This is a genomic window from Xanthomonas translucens pv. cerealis (genome assembly GCF_006838285.1).
In the GTDB taxonomy this organism is placed as follows: domain Bacteria; phylum Pseudomonadota; class Gammaproteobacteria; order Xanthomonadales; family Xanthomonadaceae; genus Xanthomonas_A; species Xanthomonas_A cerealis.
Window position 1 is genome coordinate 2,923,742 of record NZ_CP038228.1, and the last position, 18,698, is coordinate 2,942,439.

Annotated in this window: 18 protein-coding genes and 5 tRNA genes; 4 read left to right on the top strand and 19 right to left on the bottom strand. The window is 66.6% G+C overall.

What is annotated here, in order from left to right; genetic code table 11:
• Positions 1-35 precede the first annotated feature (35 nt).
• The 19 genes from rplL to E4A48_RS12940 all read right to left on the bottom strand — a co-directional run bounded on the left by rplL (position 36) and on the right by E4A48_RS12940 (position 12,940).
• A complete protein-coding gene (gene rplL / locus E4A48_RS12845) occupies positions 36-407 on the bottom strand; it encodes a 50S ribosomal protein L7/L12 (RefSeq protein ID WP_003469142.1) in 372 nt (123 codons plus the stop codon).
• 64 nt (positions 408-471) lie between these two features.
• Positions 472-1,011 (bottom strand): 50S ribosomal protein L10, encoded by a 540-nt coding sequence (rplJ, locus tag E4A48_RS12850; protein ID WP_039004884.1) that lies wholly within the window; start codon positions 1,009-1,011, stop codon positions 472-474.
• A 486-nt stretch (positions 1,012-1,497) separates the two neighbouring features.
• Positions 1,498-2,196, bottom strand: a complete 699-nt coding sequence (gene rplA, locus E4A48_RS12860) for a 50S ribosomal protein L1 (protein ID WP_003479558.1) — start codon at positions 2,194-2,196, stop codon at positions 1,498-1,500.
• A 3-nt stretch (positions 2,197-2,199) separates the two neighbouring features.
• Positions 2,200-2,628 (bottom strand): 50S ribosomal protein L11, encoded by a 429-nt coding sequence (gene rplK / locus E4A48_RS12865; protein ID WP_003469132.1) that lies wholly within the window; start codon positions 2,626-2,628, stop codon positions 2,200-2,202.
• A gap of 200 nt (positions 2,629-2,828) precedes the next feature.
• The gene (nusG, locus tag E4A48_RS12870) at positions 2,829-3,386 is read right to left on the bottom strand and encodes a transcription termination/antitermination protein NusG (RefSeq protein ID WP_003469129.1); all 558 of its coding nucleotides are present in this window, start codon (positions 3,384-3,386) and stop codon (positions 2,829-2,831) included.
• A 13-nt stretch (positions 3,387-3,399) separates the two neighbouring features.
• Positions 3,400-3,813, bottom strand: coding sequence for a preprotein translocase subunit SecE (gene secE / locus E4A48_RS12875; RefSeq protein ID WP_039004883.1), 414 nt, complete (start codon positions 3,811-3,813; stop codon positions 3,400-3,402).
• A 50-nt stretch (positions 3,814-3,863) separates the two neighbouring features.
• Positions 3,864-3,939: transfer RNA gene (locus E4A48_RS12880), tRNA-Trp, on the bottom strand.
• Between the two features lie 134 nt (positions 3,940-4,073).
• Positions 4,074-5,264 (bottom strand): elongation factor Tu, encoded by a 1,191-nt coding sequence (tuf, locus tag E4A48_RS12885; RefSeq protein ID WP_142742534.1) that lies wholly within the window; start codon positions 5,262-5,264, stop codon positions 4,074-4,076.
• 45 nt (positions 5,265-5,309) lie between these two features.
• Positions 5,310-5,385 (bottom strand) — tRNA-Thr (locus tag E4A48_RS12890).
• 30 nt (positions 5,386-5,415) lie between these two features.
• A tRNA-Gly gene (locus tag E4A48_RS12895) sits at positions 5,416-5,489 on the bottom strand.
• A gap of 32 nt (positions 5,490-5,521) precedes the next feature.
• Positions 5,522-5,607 (bottom strand) — tRNA-Tyr (locus tag E4A48_RS12900).
• A gap of 167 nt (positions 5,608-5,774) precedes the next feature.
• Positions 5,775-6,866 (bottom strand): redox-regulated ATPase YchF, encoded by a 1,092-nt coding sequence (gene ychF / locus E4A48_RS12905; protein WP_039007524.1) that lies wholly within the window; start codon positions 6,864-6,866, stop codon positions 5,775-5,777.
• A 147-nt stretch (positions 6,867-7,013) separates the two neighbouring features.
• Complete coding sequence (gene pth, locus E4A48_RS12910; protein ID WP_039007525.1) at positions 7,014-7,625, bottom strand: aminoacyl-tRNA hydrolase; 612 nt, start codon at positions 7,623-7,625, stop codon at positions 7,014-7,016.
• Between the two features lie 54 nt (positions 7,626-7,679).
• A complete protein-coding gene (locus tag E4A48_RS12915; RefSeq protein ID WP_039007527.1) occupies positions 7,680-8,327 on the bottom strand; it encodes a 50S ribosomal protein L25/general stress protein Ctc in 648 nt (215 codons plus the stop codon).
• A gap of 162 nt (positions 8,328-8,489) precedes the next feature.
• Positions 8,490-9,449, bottom strand: coding sequence for a ribose-phosphate diphosphokinase (locus E4A48_RS12920; RefSeq protein WP_003471025.1), 960 nt, complete (start codon positions 9,447-9,449; stop codon positions 8,490-8,492).
• A gap of 192 nt (positions 9,450-9,641) precedes the next feature.
• Positions 9,642-9,718 (bottom strand) — tRNA-Gln (locus E4A48_RS12925).
• A 14-nt stretch (positions 9,719-9,732) separates the two neighbouring features.
• On the bottom strand, positions 9,733-10,596 hold the full coding sequence (ispE, locus tag E4A48_RS12930; protein ID WP_142742535.1) for a 4-(cytidine 5'-diphospho)-2-C-methyl-D-erythritol kinase: 864 nt from the start codon (positions 10,594-10,596) through the stop codon (positions 9,733-9,735).
• Positions 10,593-11,246 carry a lipoprotein insertase outer membrane protein LolB gene (gene lolB, locus E4A48_RS12935; RefSeq protein WP_052235063.1) on the bottom strand — a complete coding sequence of 218 codons (654 nt, stop codon included), beginning with the start codon at positions 11,244-11,246 and terminating at the stop codon, positions 10,593-10,595. Before lolB ends, ispE begins: the two co-directional genes overlap by 4 nt.
• The gene (locus E4A48_RS12940) at positions 11,243-12,940 is read right to left on the bottom strand and encodes a tetratricopeptide repeat protein (protein ID WP_039007532.1); all 1,698 of its coding nucleotides are present in this window, start codon (positions 12,938-12,940) and stop codon (positions 11,243-11,245) included. The genes lolB and E4A48_RS12940 overlap by 4 nt, the downstream gene beginning before the upstream one ends.
• A gap of 66 nt (positions 12,941-13,006) precedes the next feature.
• Between E4A48_RS12940 and hemA the strand changes: the two genes are divergently transcribed.
• From hemA to E4A48_RS12960, 4 genes are read left to right on the top strand one after another with little or no spacing between them, the layout of a single operon-like run.
• Positions 13,007-14,290: a glutamyl-tRNA reductase gene (hemA, locus tag E4A48_RS12945; protein WP_039007534.1), complete on the top strand. Its 1,284-nt coding sequence runs from the start codon at positions 13,007-13,009 to the stop codon at positions 14,288-14,290.
• Positions 14,268-15,353, top strand: a complete 1,086-nt coding sequence (gene prfA, locus E4A48_RS12950) for a peptide chain release factor 1 (RefSeq protein ID WP_058196836.1) — start codon at positions 14,268-14,270, stop codon at positions 15,351-15,353. Before hemA ends, prfA begins: the two co-directional genes overlap by 23 nt.
• 49 nt (positions 15,354-15,402) lie before the next feature.
• Positions 15,403-17,112, top strand: coding sequence for an O-linked N-acetylglucosamine transferase, SPINDLY family protein (locus tag E4A48_RS12955; RefSeq protein WP_058196835.1), 1,710 nt, complete (start codon positions 15,403-15,405; stop codon positions 17,110-17,112).
• 36 nt (positions 17,113-17,148) lie between these two features.
• On the top strand, positions 17,149-18,342 hold the full coding sequence (locus E4A48_RS12960) for a glycoside hydrolase family 6 protein (RefSeq protein WP_260607950.1): 1,194 nt from the start codon (positions 17,149-17,151) through the stop codon (positions 18,340-18,342).
• The last annotated feature ends 356 nt before the right edge of the window (positions 18,343-18,698 follow it).

An 18,698-nucleotide genomic window follows, 5' to 3' on the forward strand; every position in this document is an offset into this window, starting at 1 on the left:
GCATCACCTGACACGCTGGCGATGCAAGATGCCGATTACTTGATTTCGACGGTCGCGCCGGCGGCCTCGAGATCCTTCTTGAACTTCTCGGAATCTTCCTTCGACACGGCTTCCTTGACGGTCTGCGGAGCACCTTCGACCAGGTCCTTCGCTTCCTTCAGGCCCAGGCCGGTGATGGCGCGGACGGCCTTGATGACTTCGACCTTCTTCTCGCCGACAGCCTTCAGGATGACGTTGAACTCGGTCTGCTCTTCGACCGGGGCGGCAGCAGCGGCCGGGCCGGCAGCGGCGACCGGGGCGGCGGCGGAGACGCCAAACTTCTCTTCGATGGCCTTGACCAGCTCCATCACTTCCATGAGGGTCTTTTCGGCGATTGCGTCGACGATCTGTTCGTTAGACAGGGACATTGTGATTACCTTTGGAATTTTTTTCTGGATGAGGTTCTAGTGAACCGTTTCAGGTGTCGCGAACTTAAGCCGTTTCGGCCGGGGCGTCTTCCGCTGCAGCGGGGGCTTCTTCGCCACCACCGAGCTTGTCGCCCACTGCCTTCACCGCGCGGGCGAACATGCTCGCCGGCTCGGCGAGGACACGTGCCAGCATGGCCAGCGCCTGCTCGCGGGTCGGCAGCGATGCCAACACCTCGAGGTGAGCGGCCGGATACAGCTGGCCACCCATCGACACGACCTTGGTCTGCAGCTTGTCGTTACCCTTGGCGAATTCCTTGATCAGACGACCGGCAGCGCCGGGTTCTTCCGTCGAGAACGCATACAGCAGCGGACCGACCAGCGCGTCCTGGACGCACTCGTATTCGGTACCGGCAAAGGCACGCGAGGCCAGGGTGTTCTTGACAACACGCAAGTACACACCGGTTTCGCGCGCTTTCTTGCGCATCGCGGTCAGCTGGGCGACCGTGATGCCGGCGTACTCGGCAGCAACCAAGGAGTGAGCCTTCGCGGCAACGTCTGCCAGTTCGGCGACGACTTCTTGCTTCTGGGACAGATTGAGAGCCATTGCACTCCTCCGTTAAAGCCGGGTTCCAGGCCGATGGTTCGGGAGCCGCAGGAGCCGTGATGCGCTCTTGCCAATCCCCGATCCTCAATCCCGAATCCCTGCTTCAAACAAACTCCGCTTGCGGCTCCTGCCGCGTGCGGTCCTGGGCGGCCTCCATCCTGGATGCCGGGGACGCCGAATGGCATCCCAGTTGGCGGCCATTCCAGACCTGGAGTGAGCGCGCTCGGGAAACCCCGAACTGGCCTGAACCAGAAAAACTCCAGAAAGGCGGCACCATCTACGCCGGCGCGTCCCCGAGGGGACTGGATTAAGCGATCCCGCTGTACCGACGGCGACTCCTTGCCATATCGAGCTTCCGTGCCCGTCGTCGGTATGCGCCGACCGCGCCTGCGGTCTTTGACGGCTTCGCTCCGGGTTGCCCCTCGGCGACGCCTTCAAAAGGGTGGAACCGGCGCCGCCCCTCGCGGAGCGCCGCCGTATCGCGAATTACTTCAGGGACAGCGACGCCTGATCGACGGTGACGCCCGGACCCATGGTCGAGCTCACCGAGATCTTCTGCAGGTAGGTGCCCTTCGAGGTCGCCGGCTTGGCCTTGACCAAGTCCAGCAGCAGCGCCTGCAGATTGTTCTTCAGTGCCTCGTCTTCGAAGCTGGCCTTGCCGATGGTGCAGTGGATGATGCCGCCCTTGTCGGTGCGGTAGCGCACCTGACCCGATTTGGCGTTCTTCACCGCTTCGGCCGGATTGGCCGATACGGTGCCGACCTTCGGGTTCGGCATCAGGCCGCGCGGGCCCAGCAGCGTGCCCAACTTGCCGACGACGCGCATCGCGTCCGGGGTGGCGATGACCACGTCGTAGTTGAGGTCGCCGGCCTGCATCTTCTCGGCCAGGTCGTCCATGCCGACGGCTTCGGCGCCAGCGGCCAGTGCTTCGTCAGCCTTGGCGCCGGCCGGGGCGAACACCGCCACGCGCACGCTCTTGCCGGTACCGGCGGGCAGCACGGTGGAACCGCGCACCTGCTGATCGGACTTTTTGGCATCCACGCCCAGGCACACGGCCACGTCGACGGCTTCGACGAACTTGGCCTTGCTGGTGGACTTGATGATCTTCAGCGCTTCGTCGATCGAATACGCCTTGCCCGGCTGCACGGCAGCACGGATTGCTTTCTGTCGCTTGGTCTGTGCCATCGCTTAACCCTCCACCGTCAGGCCCATGCTGCGGGCGGAACCCGCAATCGTACGCACCGCCGCTTCCAGCTCGGCTGCAGTCAGGTCGGCCTCCTTCGCCTTGGCGATCTCTTCGAGCTGCTTGCGGGTGACCTTGCCGACCTTTTCGCTGTTCGGGCGCTTGGAACCGGAGGTGATGCCTGCGGCCTTCTTCAACAGCACGCTCGCAGGGGTGCTCTTGGTGATGAAGGTGAAGGTACGGTCCGAATAGGCAGTGATGATGACCGGAGTGGGCAGGCCCGGCTCCAGCTTCTGCGTGGCGGCATTGAACGCCTTGCAGAATTCCATGATGTTCAGGCCGCGCTGACCCAGCGCAGGACCGACCGGCGGCGAGGGATTGGCCTGACCGGCCTTCACCTGCAGCTTGATGTAACCGACTACTTTCTTTGCCATTTCAATGGTCTCCGGGTGCTAGCGCCCAACTTGCAGGCTCCCCATCGCGACGGGAAAATCACGTGTCCCGCCATCACGTTTGACGTGCGCAGAAAGCCGCCTTGCGGCGGCTTCCGGTCCTGCCAGGCGGCGAGCCTGGACAGCAAGCCGCGCAGTATAGCAGAGATTCTGGCGTCCGGCGCAGCTGCGCCGGCGCGGGCTCAGGCCTTCTCGACCTGGCCGAATTCCAGTTCAACCGGAGTGGACCGGCCGAAGATCAGCACCGCGACGCGCAGGCGGCTCTTCTCGTAGTTGACTTCCTCGACCACGCCATTGAAGTCGTTGAACGGACCGTCGGTGACGCGGACCATCTGGCCTGGCTCGAACAGCACCTTCGGACGCGGCTTCTCCACGCCATCCTGAACGCGCTGCAGGATCGCATCGGCCTCTTCGTCGCGGATCGGCAGCGGACGATCGGCGGTGCCGCCGATGAAACCCATCACTTTCGGGGTTTCCTTGACCAGGTGCCAGCTTTCGTTGTCGATGCGCGGGATGCCGGCTTCTTCATGGGTCTCGATCTGCACCAGCACGTAGCCCGGGAAGAACTTGCGCTCGGAACGGCGCTTCTGGCCGGCGCGCATCTCGATCACTTCCTCGGTCGGAACCAGCACGTCACCGAAGCGCTCCTGCATCTCGTCACGCACAATGCGGTCGCGCAGCGCTTGGGCCACGGACTTCTCGAAGCCTGAATAGGCGTGAACGACATACCAACGCTTCACTGCTGCACTCTCCTCAACGACTCACGAACCACTGCATCAGCTTCTGGATCAGGAAATCGAACCCACCCAGCAGCAAACTCAGAATGATCACCACCACGATCACGACCCAGGTGGTGCGGATCGCTTCCTGACGGGTCGGCCAGACCACCTTGCGCAGTTCGAACCTGGACTCGGACACGAACTCGCGGGCCTCGCGCCCCTTGGCGGTCAGCAGGAACACCGCGGCGCCCGCAACCAGGCCGACGATGACCGCGAGGACACGCAGCGGCCCGGACCAGTTACCCAGCTGCGTCGCACGACTCGGCTCGCCGAACCAGAACCAGACAAACAAGCCCGCAACCACCAGCAATGCAGCGATGACGTACTTGACGATATCGCCACCGGAGGAAGCAGTGGTGCCTTTGGAATGCTCGATCTTGCTGTTCATCCGACTCTTGCGGCTATGCGACCAAGGTCACTGGATAGGGTGCGGCAGATTGGCACGCCAGGAGGGACTCGAACCCCCAACCTGCGGTTTTGGAGACCGCTGCTCTGCCAATTGAGCTACTGGCGTGTAGTTACGAACGCTGCATTTCCCTTAGACGGCGAAGGCGGACCGAAGGTTCCGGCCCGCCCTTCGCTGAACCCGACGACCGAAGCCGCCTGCACATCGTCAAACCGCGGCGACCGAGGTCGCCGCAGCGGGCATTACTTGATGATCTTGGCCACCACACCGGCGCCAACGGTACGGCCACCTTCGCGGATCGCGAAACGCAGGCCTTCGTCCATCGCCACCGGGTTGATCAGCGTGACCACCATCTTCACGTTGTCGCCCGGCATCACCATCTCCACACCTTCCGGCAGCTCGCAAGCGCCGGTGATGTCGGTGGTGCGGAAGTAGAACTGCGGACGGTAGCCCTTGAAGAACGGCGTGTGACGACCGCCCTCGTCCTTGGACAGCACGTACACTTCGGCTTCGAACTCGGTGTGCGGCTTGATCGAGCCCGGCTTGCACAGCACCTGGCCGCGCTCCACGTCGTCACGCTTGGTGCCGCGCAGCAGCAGACCGGCGTTGTCGCCCGCCTGCCCCTGGTCCAGCAGCTTGCGGAACATTTCCACGCCCGTGACCGTGGTCTTCTGCGTGGCGCGGATGCCGACGATTTCGATTTCGTCGCCCACCTTGATGATGCCGCGTTCGATACGGCCGGTCACCACCGTGCCGCGGCCGGAGATCGAGAACACGTCCTCCACCGGCATCAGGAACGTCTTGTCCACGTCGCGCTGCGGCTCCGGGATGAACGTATCCAGCGCTTCCACCAGCTTCAGGATCGACGGCACGCCGATCTCGCTCTGGTCGCCTTCCAGCGCCAGACGCGCCGAACCGTGGATGATCGGGGTTTCGTCGCCCGGGAAGTCGTACTTGCTCAGCAGCTCGCGCACTTCCATCTCGACCAGCTCGAGCAGCTCGGCGTCGTCGACCATGTCGGCCTTGTTCAGGAACACCACGATGTGCGGCACGCCGACCTGGCGCGACAGCAGGATGTGCTCGCGGGTCTGCGGCATCGGGCCGTCCGCGGCCGAGCACACCAGGATCGCGCCGTCCATCTGCGCCGCACCGGTGATCATGTTCTTGACGTAGTCGGCGTGGCCCGGGCAATCGACGTGCGCGTAGTGGCGGTTCGGCGATTCGTATTCCACGTGCGCGGTCGAGATCGTGATGCCGCGCGCCTTCTCTTCCGGCGCCGCATCGATCGCGTCATAGGCCTTGAATTCGCCGCCGAAGCGCTCTGCGCCGATCTTGGTCAGCGCTGCGGTCAGCGTGGTCTTGCCGTGGTCGACGTGACCGATGGTGCCGACGTTGACGTGCGGCTTGGTGCGCTCGAACTTACCCTTGGCCATGGCTGCTTCTTCTCGGTGATCGTAGAAAGATTTGGAGACTGAATATGGTGCTCACGAAAGGAATCGAACCTTCGACCTCCTCCTTACCAAGGAGGTGCTCTACCGACTGAGCTACGTGAGCGTAGTTCTATTGTGACACAAGCGCGTTCAATGGAGCGGGAGACGGGAATCGAACCCGCACCATCAGCTTGGAAGGCTGAGGTTCTACCGTTGAACTACTCCCGCTACGGGATGCCGCACTGCCACAACAAAAAAACTGGTGGAGGGAGGTGGATTCGAACCACCGAAGGCGTAAGCCAGCAGATTTACAGTCTGCCCCCGTTGGCCGCTTGGGTATCCCTCCAACTACCCGTGCCGATCAGGCCGCAAGGCCAAAATCAGTACGGGGTGAAACAGCCCGCTATTCTTCCCTGACATCCCCACCTTGTCAACAGTATTTTGACGCGATGTCGCAGGAAACGCGCCCCCGCGCGCCGCGCCTGCGGCGCGGCGCGAACGCGCGCATGCGGGTCAGACGTTGAAGCGGAAATGCAGCACGTCGCCTTCCTGCACGCGGTATTCCTTGCCCTCCAGGCGCAACCGCCCGGCCTCGCGGGCGCCGACTTCGCCCTTGTACTTGATGAAGTCGGCGTAAGCGATGGTTTCGGCGCGGATGAAGCCCTTCTCGAAATCGGTGTGGATCACCGCGGCGGCCTGCGGCGCGGTCGAGCCGGCCTTGACCGTCCAGGCGCGCACTTCCTTCACCCCGGCGGTGAAATAGGTCTGCAACCCGAGCAGCGAATACGCCGCGCGGATAACCCGGTTCAAGCCCGGCTCGGCCAGGCCCAGGTCGGCCAGGAAAGTGTCACGGTCGGCATCGTCCAGCTGCGACAGCTCTTCCTCGATCGCCGCCGACACCGGCACCACTTCGGCACCCTCGGTGGCGGCGCGCGCGCGCACCGCATCCAGGTGCGGATTGTTCTCGAACCCGTCCTCGAGCACGTTGGCGATGTACATCACCGGCTTGAGCGTGAGCAGGAACAGATCGCGCACCAGCGCCTTCTCTTCCTCGTCCAGGCCCGCGCTGCGCCCGGCCTTGCCGTCGGCCAGCGCGGCCTGCAGCTTGGCCAGCACCGGCTTGCGCGCGGCTGCGTCCTTGTCGCCGCCCTTGGCGCTGCGCTCGGCGCGATTCAACGCCTTTTCGACGCTGTCCAGATCGGCCAGGGCCAGCTCGGTGTCGATGGTGTCGATGTCCGAGATCGGATCGACCTTGTTGTTGACGTGGATGACGTCGGCGTTCTCGAAGCAACGCACCACGTGGGTGATCGCATCGACCTCACGGATATGCGCCAGGAACTTGTTGCCCAGGCCCTCGCCGCTGGCCGCGCCGGCGACCAGCCCGGCGATGTCGACGAACTCGACCGCGGTCGGCACCACCTTCTGCGGATTGATGATCCTGGCCAGCTCGCCCAGCCGCGGGTCCGGCACCGGCACCACGCCGACGTTCGGCTCGATGGTGCAGAACGGGAAGTTGGCCGCAGCGATGCCCGCCTTGGTCAGCGCATTGAACAGCGTCGACTTGCCGACGTTGGGCAGGCCGACGATGCCGCACTTAATGCCCATGGCGGCCTCCCAAGGCGATGTCGGGACCGGGGACCGGGGACCGGGGACCGGGGAAAAGCGCACACATCTGCATGATTAGCCTCATTGGTAATGGAACAGTCTTGATGCGGGACGGGACCGCAAGCATCAACGCCGGCGCTTTCGCCGTTACGGATCCCCGGTCCCCGGTCCCCGGTCCCGATCCTTTCCCGTATGCAACCGCTTCATCGCCTCGTTGAAATCGCCTTGCACCGCCAGCGGCAGCACCGCGATGGCGGCGTCGATGGCGCGGTCGATCAGGATCTGGTCGTCCTTGCCGGCACGCCCCAATACCCAGGGTACGACCTTGTCCTTGTGCCCGGGATGGCCGATGCCGATGCGCAGCCGGTGGAAGCCGGCATGCCCAAGCAGGCGGATGGTGTCGCGCAAGCCGTTCTGCCCGCCATGGCCGCCGTCGAACTTGAGCCGCGCCGTGCCCGGCGCCAGATCCAACTCGTCGTGCGCCAGCAACGCCTGCGCCGGTTCGATCTTCCAATAGCGCAACGCGGCGGTCACCGACTTGCCGCTGAGATTCATGAAGGTGGCCGGCTTCAGCAGCCACAGCGCCTGCCCGGCCACATCGACCTTGGCGGTTTCGCCGAACAGCTTGGCGTCCACGCTCCAGCGCGCGCCGGCCCGCTCGGCCAGATGTTCGACAAAACGAAACCCGGCGTTATGCCGGGTGTTCGCATGTTCGGCGCCGGGATTGCCCAGACCGACGATCAGACGCAGACCAGTCATGCCGCAGCATCGCTGCAGCGCCTGGAGCCAACGGCCCGGGCGCTGCGCAGGCGATTACTTGCCGTCCTTCTTCGCCGGCTCGACTGCAGCCGGGGCTTCGGTCGCTTCCGGCTCGACCTCGATCTGGCCGTGCCTGGCGATGACCACCGCCACGTCGTGCTCCTTGCCCAGCTTCAGCTCCGGCAACTCGACGCCGGCTGGCAGCTTCAGGTCGGACAGATGGATCACGTCGCCAACGGACAGCGCGGACAGGTCGACTTCGACGAACTCCGGCAGGTCCTTCGGCAGGCACACCACCTGTATCTCGTTCAGCTCGTGGGTGACGACCACTTCAACCGACTTGCCGGCCGGCGAGGTGTCCTCGTTGAGGAAGTGCAGCGGCACCGAGGCGTGCAGCGCCTCGTTGTCGTTCACGCGCTGGAAGTCGATGTGCAGGATCAGCTGCTTGAACGGATGGCGCTGCATATCGCGCAGCAGCACCTTCTGGATGTCGCCGTTCAGGCTCAGGCTCAGGATCGACGAATAGAACCAGTCGTTCTGGCTGGCGAGCCAAACTTCGTTGTGGTTGAGCTGGATGTTGACCGGCTTCAGTTCGCCACCGTAGACGATGGCGGGGATCAGGCCGTCGCGACGGAGGCGGCGGCTCGCACCCTTACCCTCGACCTCGCGGCGCTGAACCTTGATTTCATGTGTGGTTGCCATTTGCGTTTACTACCTTGGTTGAATGAACCGCCTCGCGGCGGTTTTGAGGACTCTTCCGCGACCAGAAGAGTCTGTGAAGCCGGGAGCGGGGAATCGGGAATGGAGAATCGGGCAAGGCGCGACACTGCGCCGTTGCGATTCCCGATTCACCACTCTGCAGCCTTAATCCACGTACAACGAGCTCACCGACTCGCCGAAGGCGATGCGGCGGATGGTTTCGGCCAGCAGCTCGGCGACGCTGAGCTGGCGGATCTTGTTGCAGCCGCGCGCGGCGTCCGACAGCGGAATGGTGTCGGTAACGACCAGCTCGTCGAGCTGCGAATTGGTGATGTTGCTGACCGCCGGGCCGGACAGCACAGGGTGGGTGCAGTACGCGGCGACCTTCAGCGCGCCCTGCGCCTTCAAAGCGGCCGCGGCCGCGCACAGGGTGCCGGCGGTATCGACGATGTCGTCGACCAGCACGCAGGTCTTGCCTTCGACGTCGCCGATGATGTTCATCACCGTAGACACGTTGGCGCGCGGACGGCGCTTGTCGATGATCGCCAGATCGGCGTCGTCCAGCCGCTTGGCCACGGCGCGGGCGCGGACCACGCCGCCCACGTCCGGCGACACCACGATCAGGTTGTCGGTGCCGTAGGCGCGCCAGATGTCGGCCAGCAGCAGCGGCGAGGCGTAAACGTTATCGACCGGGATATCGAAGAAGCCCTGGATCTGGTCGGCGTGCAGGTCCACGGTCAGCACCCGGTCGGCGTTGACCGCAGTGAACATCTTCGCCGCGACCTTGGCGGTGATCGGCACGCGCGAGGAGCGCATGCGCCGGTCCTGCCGCGAGTAGCCGAAGTACGGCACCACCGCGGTGACGCTGGCGGCGCTGGCGCGCTTGAGCGCGTCGATCAACACCAGCAGCTCCATCAGGTTCTCCGCACTGGGCGCGCAGGTCGGCTGGATCACGAACACTTCCTGCCGGCGCACGTTCTCCTCGATCTCAACCTGCACTTCGCCATCGGAGAAGCGCGACACCATCGCTTTGCCCGCACGCACGCCCAGCTCCTTGCAGATGCTCTTGGCAAGCGGCTTGTTGGCATTGCCGGAGAACACCAGCAGGTTACGTTGATCTTGCATGAGGAGTGTCTCGAGCGGCGGCGGCGAAAAAACTGCGGAACGAAGAAACAGCATGAAACCGAAAAACCCAGGCGAAGCGACGCTTCTACCTGTTGAACCCCCGCACATGGATGTGCGGGCTTTTGCGAGGGAGTCGCCCCGCTTGACCCCCCGCACACGGATGTGCGGGCTCTTGCGAGGGACTCGCATAAATGGCAGGGGCGGTAGGATTCGAACCTACGAATGCCAGGATCAAAACCTGGTGCCTTGGGCCTCTTGGCGACGCCCCTGCATGAAACTGTCGCTATGCCTCCAGCGCGTCGAGCAGCGGCGAGCGGGTCACGCCGCCAGCCACCCAGGCGCGCAACCCGTCCGGCAAGGACGCCAGCGCGCGCACGGCGGCAGCGCGATCGGCGAACTCGACGAAACACCCGCTCCCCGACCCGGTAAGCCGCGGCGTGCCGATCTGCGCAAGCGCCTGGAACGCGACCTGGATGGCCGGTTCGCGGCGGAGCAGCACCGGCTCGAACGCATTGCCGAGCAGGAAACCTGAAACGAAGTCGGACATTTTCGCGGGCGCAGCATCCCGCGTCAAATCCTCGGCCTGGAACAAGGCCGCGGTGGGCACGTGAACCGCCGGATCGGCCAGCACATACCAGGCCGGCGACAGGCGCAACGGGGTCAGCCGCTCGCCCACGCCCTCGGCCCAGGCATCGCGACCGCGCACGAACACCGGCACGTCCGCGCCCAGCGCCAGGCCCAGGCCGGCCAGCGTGTCCTCGTCCAGCCCAGCGCCCCACAACGCATTCAGCGCGACCAGCGCGGTCGCCGCGTCGGACGATCCGCCGCCGAAGCCGCCACCCGCCGGGATGCGTTTTTCGACGCGGATATCCACACCTTGCGCGATCTTGGCTTCTTTTTGCAAAAGGCGCGCGGCGCGCACCGGCAGGTCGTCGGCCTCGGCGACGCCGGCCACGGAAGCGCCAAGCCGCGCCACCACGCCATCGTTGCGCACGCGCAGATGCACGGTATCGCCCCAGTCGAGCAGGCGGAACACGGTCTGCAACGTGTGGTAGCCGTCGGCGCGGCGGCCGGTGATCTGCAGAAACAGGTTCAGCTTCGCCGGCGCCGGCCAGGCCGACCAGCCACGCTCTCCCACCACGCTCATGGCGCGACGAAGCCCCACTGGTCCAGCAGCAGGCGCACCTTGGCGTCGCCGTTGCGCGCCTCGATGCGCCGCGGCAGGGTCGGACGGCCGTCGCTGGGCGGATACCATTCCTGGAACTGGATCTCCCAGCCCATCTGCCGTAGCGCCTGCGGACGCCCTTCAGCGTCGTAGCTCACCTGCTCCGGTGCGCCTGCGTCCACCGCAACCTGTCCGCGCACCCAGTCCGGCAGCAGATTGACCGGAATCTCCCAACCGGTGGCCTCGAGCAGCAGCTGCTGCGCGTCCTCGCCCGCGCGCGGACCGCCTTCCAATCCCTCCAGACGGCCGCCGCCACGCTGGCTGTCGCCGCTCAGGCGCCAGCTCTGGCGGGTCACCGGCGCGCTGAGTTCGACCTGGTACTGCCGCCGCTGCTGCGCCCAGTCGATGCGCCCGCTGCCGCCATTGCGGCCCTTGGTGATCGCCACCCGGCCCTGGAACGACCAGTTCGGATGCGCGGCCAGCCAGGCGCCGCGGGCCGATTCGGCCTGCCGCGCGGCGTCGCTCAGCGGCGCGCTCGCGGCCGGCGGCGCCTGCCGCGGCGCCAACGTGCTGCAGCCGGCCAGCGCCAGCAGCGCCAGCAGCGCCCAGACCGCACGCGCCGCCGACCTCACGGCGCGACCTTTTCCATCGCCCGCTGCAGCGCGCGATTCTTCGGATCGAGCTTGCGCGCATCGTCGAAGTATTTGGTTGCCTCGTCGTGCTTGCCCTGCTCCCACAGCACCTGGCCGATGTGCGCGGCGATCTCCGGATCCTTGAACAGGGTCCAGGCGCGGCGCAGCTGGACCAGCGCTTCCTGGGTCTTGCCCAGCCGGTAGAGCACCCAACCGTAGCTGTCGATGATCGCGGCGTTGTCCGGATCGGCGGTACGCGCGCGGTCGATCAGCTGCAACGCCTCGCGATAGCGGTGGGTGCGATCGGCCAGGGTGTAGCCGAGCGCATTGAGTGCGGCCACGTTCTCCGGCTCGGTGACCAGGATCTTGCGCAGGTCGGCCTCGGCACGGTCGATGCGGTCGCGCCGCTCCCAGGCCAGGCCGCGCGCGTAGAGCAGCCCGTTGTCGTCAGGATAGGCGGCCAGGCCGCGCTCGAATACCTGCAGCTCGCCGCTGTCGTCGCCGCTGCGCTGACGCAATTCCGCCTCCAGTACATAGGCATCGCGGCGCGCGGCGTCGTCGGCCTCGGCATCGTCCTGCAGCGCGCGCGCTTCACCGAAGGCAGACTCCTTCTGCCCGAGTTCGTACAGCGCGCCGGCGGTGCGCAGCCGCGCCTCGTTGCGCAGCGGGCCGCCCGGCACGCCGCGGTACCAGGTCACCGCTTCCTGATAACGCTTCAGGAACTCGGCGATCTTGCCGAGCAGCAGGCGCCGCTCCGGATCCGGCTGCGCCGCACCCTTGCGCAACTCATCGTACAACGCGCTCAACGCCGCATTATCCTGCAGCTTGGCCAGCATCGAGGCGCGCAGGCCGTAGTTCTGGGTGTCCTGCGGGCCGAGCGCCAGCACCCGCGCCGCCGCGGCGGTGTCGCCGATCGCGTCGTAGGCGTAGGCCAGCGCACCGCGCAGTTCCGGGTCGCGCGGCGCTTTCGGCTCCACGCCCTGCAGCAGCGCACGCGCCTGCTCGGTCTTGCCGGCCTGCTGCAACTGGGTGGCATGCAGCAGGGCCACCCGCGGCTCTTCCGGGAAGCGCTTGACCAGTTGATCGACGATGCGCTCGGCCAGCTTCGGCTGCTCCAGGCGCAGCGCCAGGCGCCCGAACTCCTGCCACGCCTCGAGCTGGTCGGGGATGGCGTTGGCGTCGAGCAACTGGTCCAGCACCTTGGCCGCCACTTCCGGATCGCGGTTGCCGCTGACCAGCGCCACCAGCGCGTAGCGCCAGCCGCGGGGGTCCTTGTCACGCAGCAGCGCCACCAGCAGGCCGCGCGCCTGGCGCAGGTTGCCGATGCGCAGCGCCAGCGAGGCCTCGGCGCTGCGCATCGGCAGCGATTCCGGCGCACGCTGGCGCCACAGCGCCAAGGCATGGGTCGCGGCCGCGTTGTCGTTGGCCAGCATCGCGATGCGGGTCGCGCGCTCGGCCAGGCCGGCATCGCCGGGGGCATCGTTCGCCGCCTGCAGGTACCAGTGCGAGGCATCGGCAAGCTGCCCGGCCTGCAGCGCGAACTCGCCGGCCAGCACCGGCGTCAGCGAGGACGAAGCGGCGCTCGGCGCCGGCTTGGCGGTGGTGGCCGGCATGGCCGCCGCGACCCCGGTGGCGGGCAGCGCGGCGAGCGCGGACAGCAATAGAACGGTACGGATGCGAATCAATGCGGGCATCGGGGGCAACCGGGCCGTAAAATGGGGCCCTGAATGGCCAGCAGCTTATCGCAAGCAACTGAACAGATGACGTTGTGGGTGCTCGGATTGAACCACCAGACCGCGCCGGTCGACCTGCGCGAACGGGTGGCGTTCGCCGGCGATGCGCTGCCGCGCGCGTTGCAGTCGCTGCGCGCCTTGCCGAACGTCGCCGAGGCCGCCTTGCTGTCCACCTGCAACCGCACCGAGCTGTACGCGATCGCCGACGACGCGCAGAGCCTGGCCGACTGGCTGGATTCGCACGCGGCCGGCCTGCACGGCTACCTGTACCAGTACCAGAACGCCGACGCGGTGCGGCATCTGTTCCGCGTCGCCACCGGGCTGGATTCGATGGTACTTGGCGAGCCGCAGATCCTCGGCCAGGTGAAAGACGCCTGGGCGCTGGCGCGCGCGCACGGGGCGATGGGCAACCGCCTGGACCGGCTGTTCCAGCAAACCTTCTCGGTGGCCAAGCGCGCGCGCACCGATACCCGGGTCGGCGCCAATCCGGTGTCGGTGGCCTCGACCGCGGTGCGCCTGGCGCAGAATTCCTTCGCCCGGCTCAGCGAATCGACGGTGCTGCTGATCGGCGCCGGCGAGACCATCGAACTGGCCGCCAGGCACCTCAGCGAAGGCCGCGTGCGGCGCCTGCTGATCGCCAACCGCACCCTAGCCCACGCCCAGGAATTGGCCAGCCGCCATGGCGGCGTGGCGCTGCCGCTGGGCGAGCTGGAACGGCATCTGCAGGAAGCCGACGTGGTGTTCTCGGCCACCGCCGCGCGCGAGCCGGTGGTGACCCGCGCGCAGGTCGAGCAGGCACTGCGCGCGCGCAAGCACAAGCCGATGCTGCTGTTCGACCTGGCCGTGCCGCGCGACATCGAAGCTGGCGTGGCCGAACTGGCCGATGCCTATCTGTACACCGTGGACGACCTGGAACGCGCGGTCGAGGACAATCGCCGCGGCCGCCGCGAAGCGGCCGAGGCCGCCGAGGCGATCATCGACCTGCAGGTGCTGCGCTACATCGAGACCCTGCAGGCCAGCACCCGCCAGGCACCGCTCAAGCGCCTGCGCGCGCACGGCGACAGTACCCGCGACGACGTGCTGGCCAAGGCGCGGCAGCAGCTGGCCAACGGCAAGCCGGCCGACGAGGTGCTGGAATTCCTCGCCAACACCCTGACCAACCGCCTGCTGCATCCGCCCACTGCTGCGCTGCGCGAGGCGGCGCTGAGCGGCGATGCCGACCTGGCTCGCGCCGCCGAGCGCTTGTTCCCGGAAAAACCGGGCTATCTCCATCCCACTCTGAAGACCGATGACACCGACCCTGCGCCGTAAGCTGGAGGCGCTGGCCGAGCGTCGCGAAGAACTCGAACGCCTGCTGTCCGATCCCGAGGTGGTGAACGACAACCCGCGCTTCCGCGATTACTCGCGCGAATTCGCGCAGCTGGAGCCGGTCGCCGCCGCGCTGGCCGACGAGGCCGCGGCCAAGGCCGACCTGGCCGCGGCCGAGGCGATGCGCGGCGATCCGGAACTGCACGAACTGGCCGAGGAGGAAATCGCCGCCGCCCACACGCGCCTGCTTGCGCTGGACGAACAGCTGGCGCTGCTGCTGGTGCCGCGCGATCCGCGCGACGACGGCAACCTGTTCCTGGAAGTGCGCGCCGGCACCGGCGGCGACGAGGCGGCGATCTTCGCTGGCGACCTGTTCCGCATGTACGCGCGCTACGCCGAACGCCAGGGCTGGAAGGTGGAAGTGGAGTCGGACAGCCCCGGCGAGCACGGCGGCTACAAGGAGATCGTGGCGCGCATCGTCGGCCGCGGCGCCTATTCCAAGCTCAAGTTCGAATCCGGCACGCACCGCGTGCAGCGGGTGCCGGCGACCGAATCGCAGGGCCGTATCCACACCTCGGCGGCGACGGTGGCGATCATCCCCGAGGCCGACGACGTGGAAGAGATCGCGATCAATCCGGCCGACCTGAAGGTGGACACGTTCCGCTCCTCCGGCGCCGGCGGCCAGCACGTCAACAAGACCGAATCGGCGATCCGCATCACCCACGTGCCGAGCGGGGTGGTGGTCGAATGCCAGACCGAGCGCAGCCAGCACGCCAACCGCGACAAGGCCATGAAGCGGCTGAAGGCGCAGCTGCTCGACGCCGAGCGCAACAGGCAGGCCGCCGCCGAAGCGCAGGACCGCAAGCTGCAGGTCGGCAGCGGCGACCGCAGCCAGCGCATCCGCACCTACAGCTTCCCGCAGGGCCGCATCACCGACCACCGGGTCGAAGGCCTGACCCTGTACGACCTGCCGAACGTGATCGAAGGCGATCTCGACGCGCTGATCCAGCGCCTGAGCCACGAGCACCAGGTGGACGAACTGGCGCGGCTGAGCGACAGCCCGTGAGCAGGCGCGTACGCCGCACCGCTGCGCGTGCGCCGGCCGCCGCACGCGCGTGAGCGGCAGCGCGCTGGACGAACTGCGCCAGTTGCAGGATGCGGTGCGCCGCGACCCGCAGGACTTCATCGCCTGGGTGATGCTGGCCGACGCCGAGCTCGGTGCCGGCGCGATCGCCGCCGGCGAACAGGCCGCGGTGCGCGCATTGCAGCTGCGCCCGGCGCATCCGGAAGCCCTGGCGCGGCTGGGCCGGGTACGCTGGAGCCAGGGCCGCCACGCCGAGGCCACAGCCGCATTGCGCCAGGCGCTGCAACACGCGCCGCAGCATCCGGGCATCGCCCTGTGGCTGGGCCATGCGCTGGAGGACAACGGCGAGGCCGAAGCCGCCGCGCAGGCCTATGCGCACGCGCATGTGCTGCTGCCGCAGGAACCGTCGATCGCCGCGCACCTGCTGAACTGGCGACGCAAACTGTGCGATTGGCGCGCGCTGGACGCGCTGTCGCAGCAGGTCCGCGGCGCGGTGCGCCAGGGCCATCCGGCGATCGAACCGTTCGCCTTCCTCAACGAGGACGCCACTGCCGCCGAACAGCTGCACTGCGCGCGCAACCGTGCGCTTGCCCTGGCGCAGACGCTGACGCCCTTGCCGGCCGCGACGCTACGCCGCGCCGGCCCCTTGCAGATCGGCTTCCTGTCCAACGGCTTCGGCGCGCATCCCACCGGGCTGCTGACCGTGGCCTTGTTCGAACGGCTGCGCGCGCATGCCGACCTGCAGGTGCAGCTGTTCGCATTGAACCGCGACGACGGCAGCGCGATCGGCGCGCGCCTGCGGGCCGCCGCGCATGCCTGGCACGACGTAGCAGGACAGCCGCACCGGGCGATCACGCAAGGCATTCGCGATGCCGGCATCGACATCCTGTTCGATCTGCGCGGCTGGGGCGGCGGCGGCGCGCCGGAAGTGCTGGCACTGCGTCCGGCACCGCTGCAGATCAATTGGCTGGCCTACCCCGGCACGTCCGGCGCGCCCTGGATCGACTACGTGATCGGCGATGCGTTCGCGCTGCCCGATGCGCTGGCCACGCATTACAGCGAGCGCGTGCTGCGCCTGCCGCGCGCGTTCCAGCCCTCGGACGACAGCCGCCGCATCGCGGCGCCGCCAGCGCGCCGCGACTGCGGTTTGCCAGAGCATGGCACTGTGTTCTGCTGTTTCAACAACAGCTACAAGCTGACCCCACGCAGCATGACGCGGATGCTGGCGGTGCTGCGCCAGGTGCCGGACAGCGTGCTGTGGCTGCTGTCCGGCCCGGGCCAGGCCGATGCGCGGCTGCGCGATGCCGCGCGCCGCGCCGAAGTGGATCCGGCGCGGTTGCGCTTCATGACCAAGCTGGCGCATGCCGACTATCTGGCCCGCTACCGGCATGCCGACCTGTTCCTGGACACGCATCCGTACAACGCGCACACCACCGCCTCCGACGCGCTGTGGGCCGGCTGCCCGCTACTGACCTGCCCCGGCACGACCTTCGCCGCACGCGTGGCCGGCAGTCTCAACCATCACCTGGGCATGGACGCGATGAACGTCACCGACGACGATGCCTTCATTGCCAAGGCGGTACAGCTGGGCCGCGATCCGGTGGCGCTACGCGCACTGCGCGACACGCTGCAACAGCGCCGCGCCAGCGCCGGCCTGTTCGACATGCAAGGCTTCGCAGCAGACTTCGCCGCGCTGCTGCGTGGACTGGCACATGAACGCGGGTGGCAGAACGCAGGCTGACCTTGGCCGCCCCGGAGATTGCACTTCAAACAAAAGATGAAGATCGTGGCGGGCTACCCCACCTTCGTCTGGCTCGATTCGATCAACGCAATCTACGGCGGCGCGCGCAATGCGGGCCTGCTCGGCTTGACCGCTCATCTGAACAACGCGTTGGCGCAGCAAAAACCGAATACGCCGATCACGGTGGGGCTGGTCATTTACGACATTCCCGGACGCGACTGCCACGCGCTGGCCTCCAACGGCGAACTGCCGCTCACCCAAGCCGGCCTCACCCGCTACAAGCAGCAATACATCGATGTGATCGCCGGCATTATCGCAGATCCAAAATACAAGAACATCCGCATCGTCAACGTCATCGAACCGGACAGCCTGCCGAACCTGGTGACCAACTTGAGCACCCCGCGTTGCGCGCAGGCGCAAAGCACGGGCATCTATGAGGAAGGCATCAAGTACGCGGTCGACAAGCTGCATGCGATTCCAAACACCTACAACTACCTCGATATCGCCCATTCCGGCTGGCTGGGTTGGAAAAACAACATGACGGCGGCGATTTCCCTGTACACGCAAGTCTTTCAAAGCACCGCTGCAGGCCTTGCCAGCGTCGATGGGTTCGTCAGCAATACCGCGAACGTGACACCGCTGACCGAACCGAATCTGCCCAACCCGGACCTGACGGTAGGCGGGCAACCCATCAAGTCATCCAAGTTCTACCAGTGGAATCCCAACTTTGACGAATCCCATTACGCGGAAGCCTTGTACAACGGCTTCGTCGCCGCAGGCTGGCGAAATAGCATCGGATTCATCATCGATACCAGCCGCAACGGCTGGGGCGGGCACAATCGCCCAACTTCCGCCAGCGGCAACGACATCGATACCTATGTGAATTCGGGACGTATCGATCGTCGCGATCATCGGGGCAACTGGTGCAACCAGAGTGCAACAGGCATCGGCACGCCCCCGACTGCGGCGCCGGGCGGGCATCTGCATGCTTATGCATTCGTCAAACAGCCAGGCGTATCGGATGGCTCCAGCAAATTCATCAAGAACAACCAGGGCAAGGGCTTCGACCGTATGTGCGATCCTACCTATACGACACCGGATGGCGTGTTGTCGGACGCACTGCCCAACGCGCCGATCTCCGGCGCCTGGTTCCACGATCAATTCGTCATGCTGGTCAAGAACGCTTATCCCGCAATCGGCAGCGCCGCCAGCGTCAGCGAGCAACCGTAAAAGTGACGCAGCGCCATCCTGCCGGTCCGCTGGCGGCAGGCGCCCGGGTTGGTCGCAAGAGCGCGGCGGCGGCCGTAGCGCCATGGCTCGGCATGGCATAGGCGGATGGCGGATCGCACCGGGCCGATAGTGCCACAGACGCGATCCCTTGATTTTTCATTGTCGTAAGTTGCGGCACTGGCGATGGCGGCGGTTCGGCCGCCATCGCCGATTGCACGCGCATCGAGCCGCCGCGCTGCTGGCGGCCACGCGGCGCATGCGCCGGTGACGCGCGTTGGCCGCGATGACGCTGCCGGCACGCATGGCATGCCGGCAAGCGCTTTGAACCCCGGGCTATACGCCAGCCGGGCGAGCCG

Excerpts from the sequence above, each read along its gene's own strand:
- ychF (WP_039007524.1), bottom strand. The coding sequence starts at position 6,866 with ATGGGCATTAAGTGCGGCATCGTCGGCCTGCCCAACGTCGGCAAGTCG.
- rplJ (WP_039004884.1), bottom strand. The coding sequence starts at position 1,011 with ATGGCTCTCAATCTGTCCCAGAAGCAAGAAGTCGTCGCCGAACTGGCA.
- rplA (WP_003479558.1), bottom strand. The coding sequence starts at position 2,196 with ATGGCACAGACCAAGCGACAGAAAGCAATCCGTGCTGCCGTGCAGCCG.
- ispE (WP_142742535.1), bottom strand. The coding sequence starts at position 10,596 with ATGAGCGTGGTGGGAGAGCGTGGCTGGTCGGCCTGGCCGGCGCCGGCG.
- E4A48_RS12940 (WP_039007532.1), bottom strand. The coding sequence starts at position 12,940 with ATGCCCGCATTGATTCGCATCCGTACCGTTCTATTGCTGTCCGCGCTC.
- prfA (WP_058196836.1), top strand. The coding sequence starts at position 14,268 with ATGACACCGACCCTGCGCCGTAAGCTGGAGGCGCTGGCCGAGCGTCGC.
- tuf (WP_142742534.1), bottom strand. The coding sequence starts at position 5,264 with ATGGCCAAGGGTAAGTTCGAGCGCACCAAGCCGCACGTCAACGTCGGC.
- hemA (WP_039007534.1), top strand. The coding sequence starts at position 13,007 with ATGACGTTGTGGGTGCTCGGATTGAACCACCAGACCGCGCCGGTCGAC.
- rplK (WP_003469132.1), bottom strand. The coding sequence starts at position 2,628 with ATGGCAAAGAAAGTAGTCGGTTACATCAAGCTGCAGGTGAAGGCCGGT.
- E4A48_RS12920 (WP_003471025.1), bottom strand. The coding sequence starts at position 9,449 with ATGCAAGATCAACGTAACCTGCTGGTGTTCTCCGGCAATGCCAACAAG.
- secE (WP_039004883.1), bottom strand. The coding sequence starts at position 3,813 with ATGAACAGCAAGATCGAGCATTCCAAAGGCACCACTGCTTCCTCCGGT.
- rplL (WP_003469142.1), bottom strand. The coding sequence starts at position 407 with ATGTCCCTGTCTAACGAACAGATCGTCGACGCAATCGCCGAAAAGACC.
- E4A48_RS12915 (WP_039007527.1), bottom strand. The coding sequence starts at position 8,327 with ATGGCAACCACACATGAAATCAAGGTTCAGCGCCGCGAGGTCGAGGGT.
- pth (WP_039007525.1), bottom strand. The coding sequence starts at position 7,625 with ATGACTGGTCTGCGTCTGATCGTCGGTCTGGGCAATCCCGGCGCCGAA.
- E4A48_RS12960 (WP_260607950.1), top strand. The coding sequence starts at position 17,149 with ATGAAGATCGTGGCGGGCTACCCCACCTTCGTCTGGCTCGATTCGATC.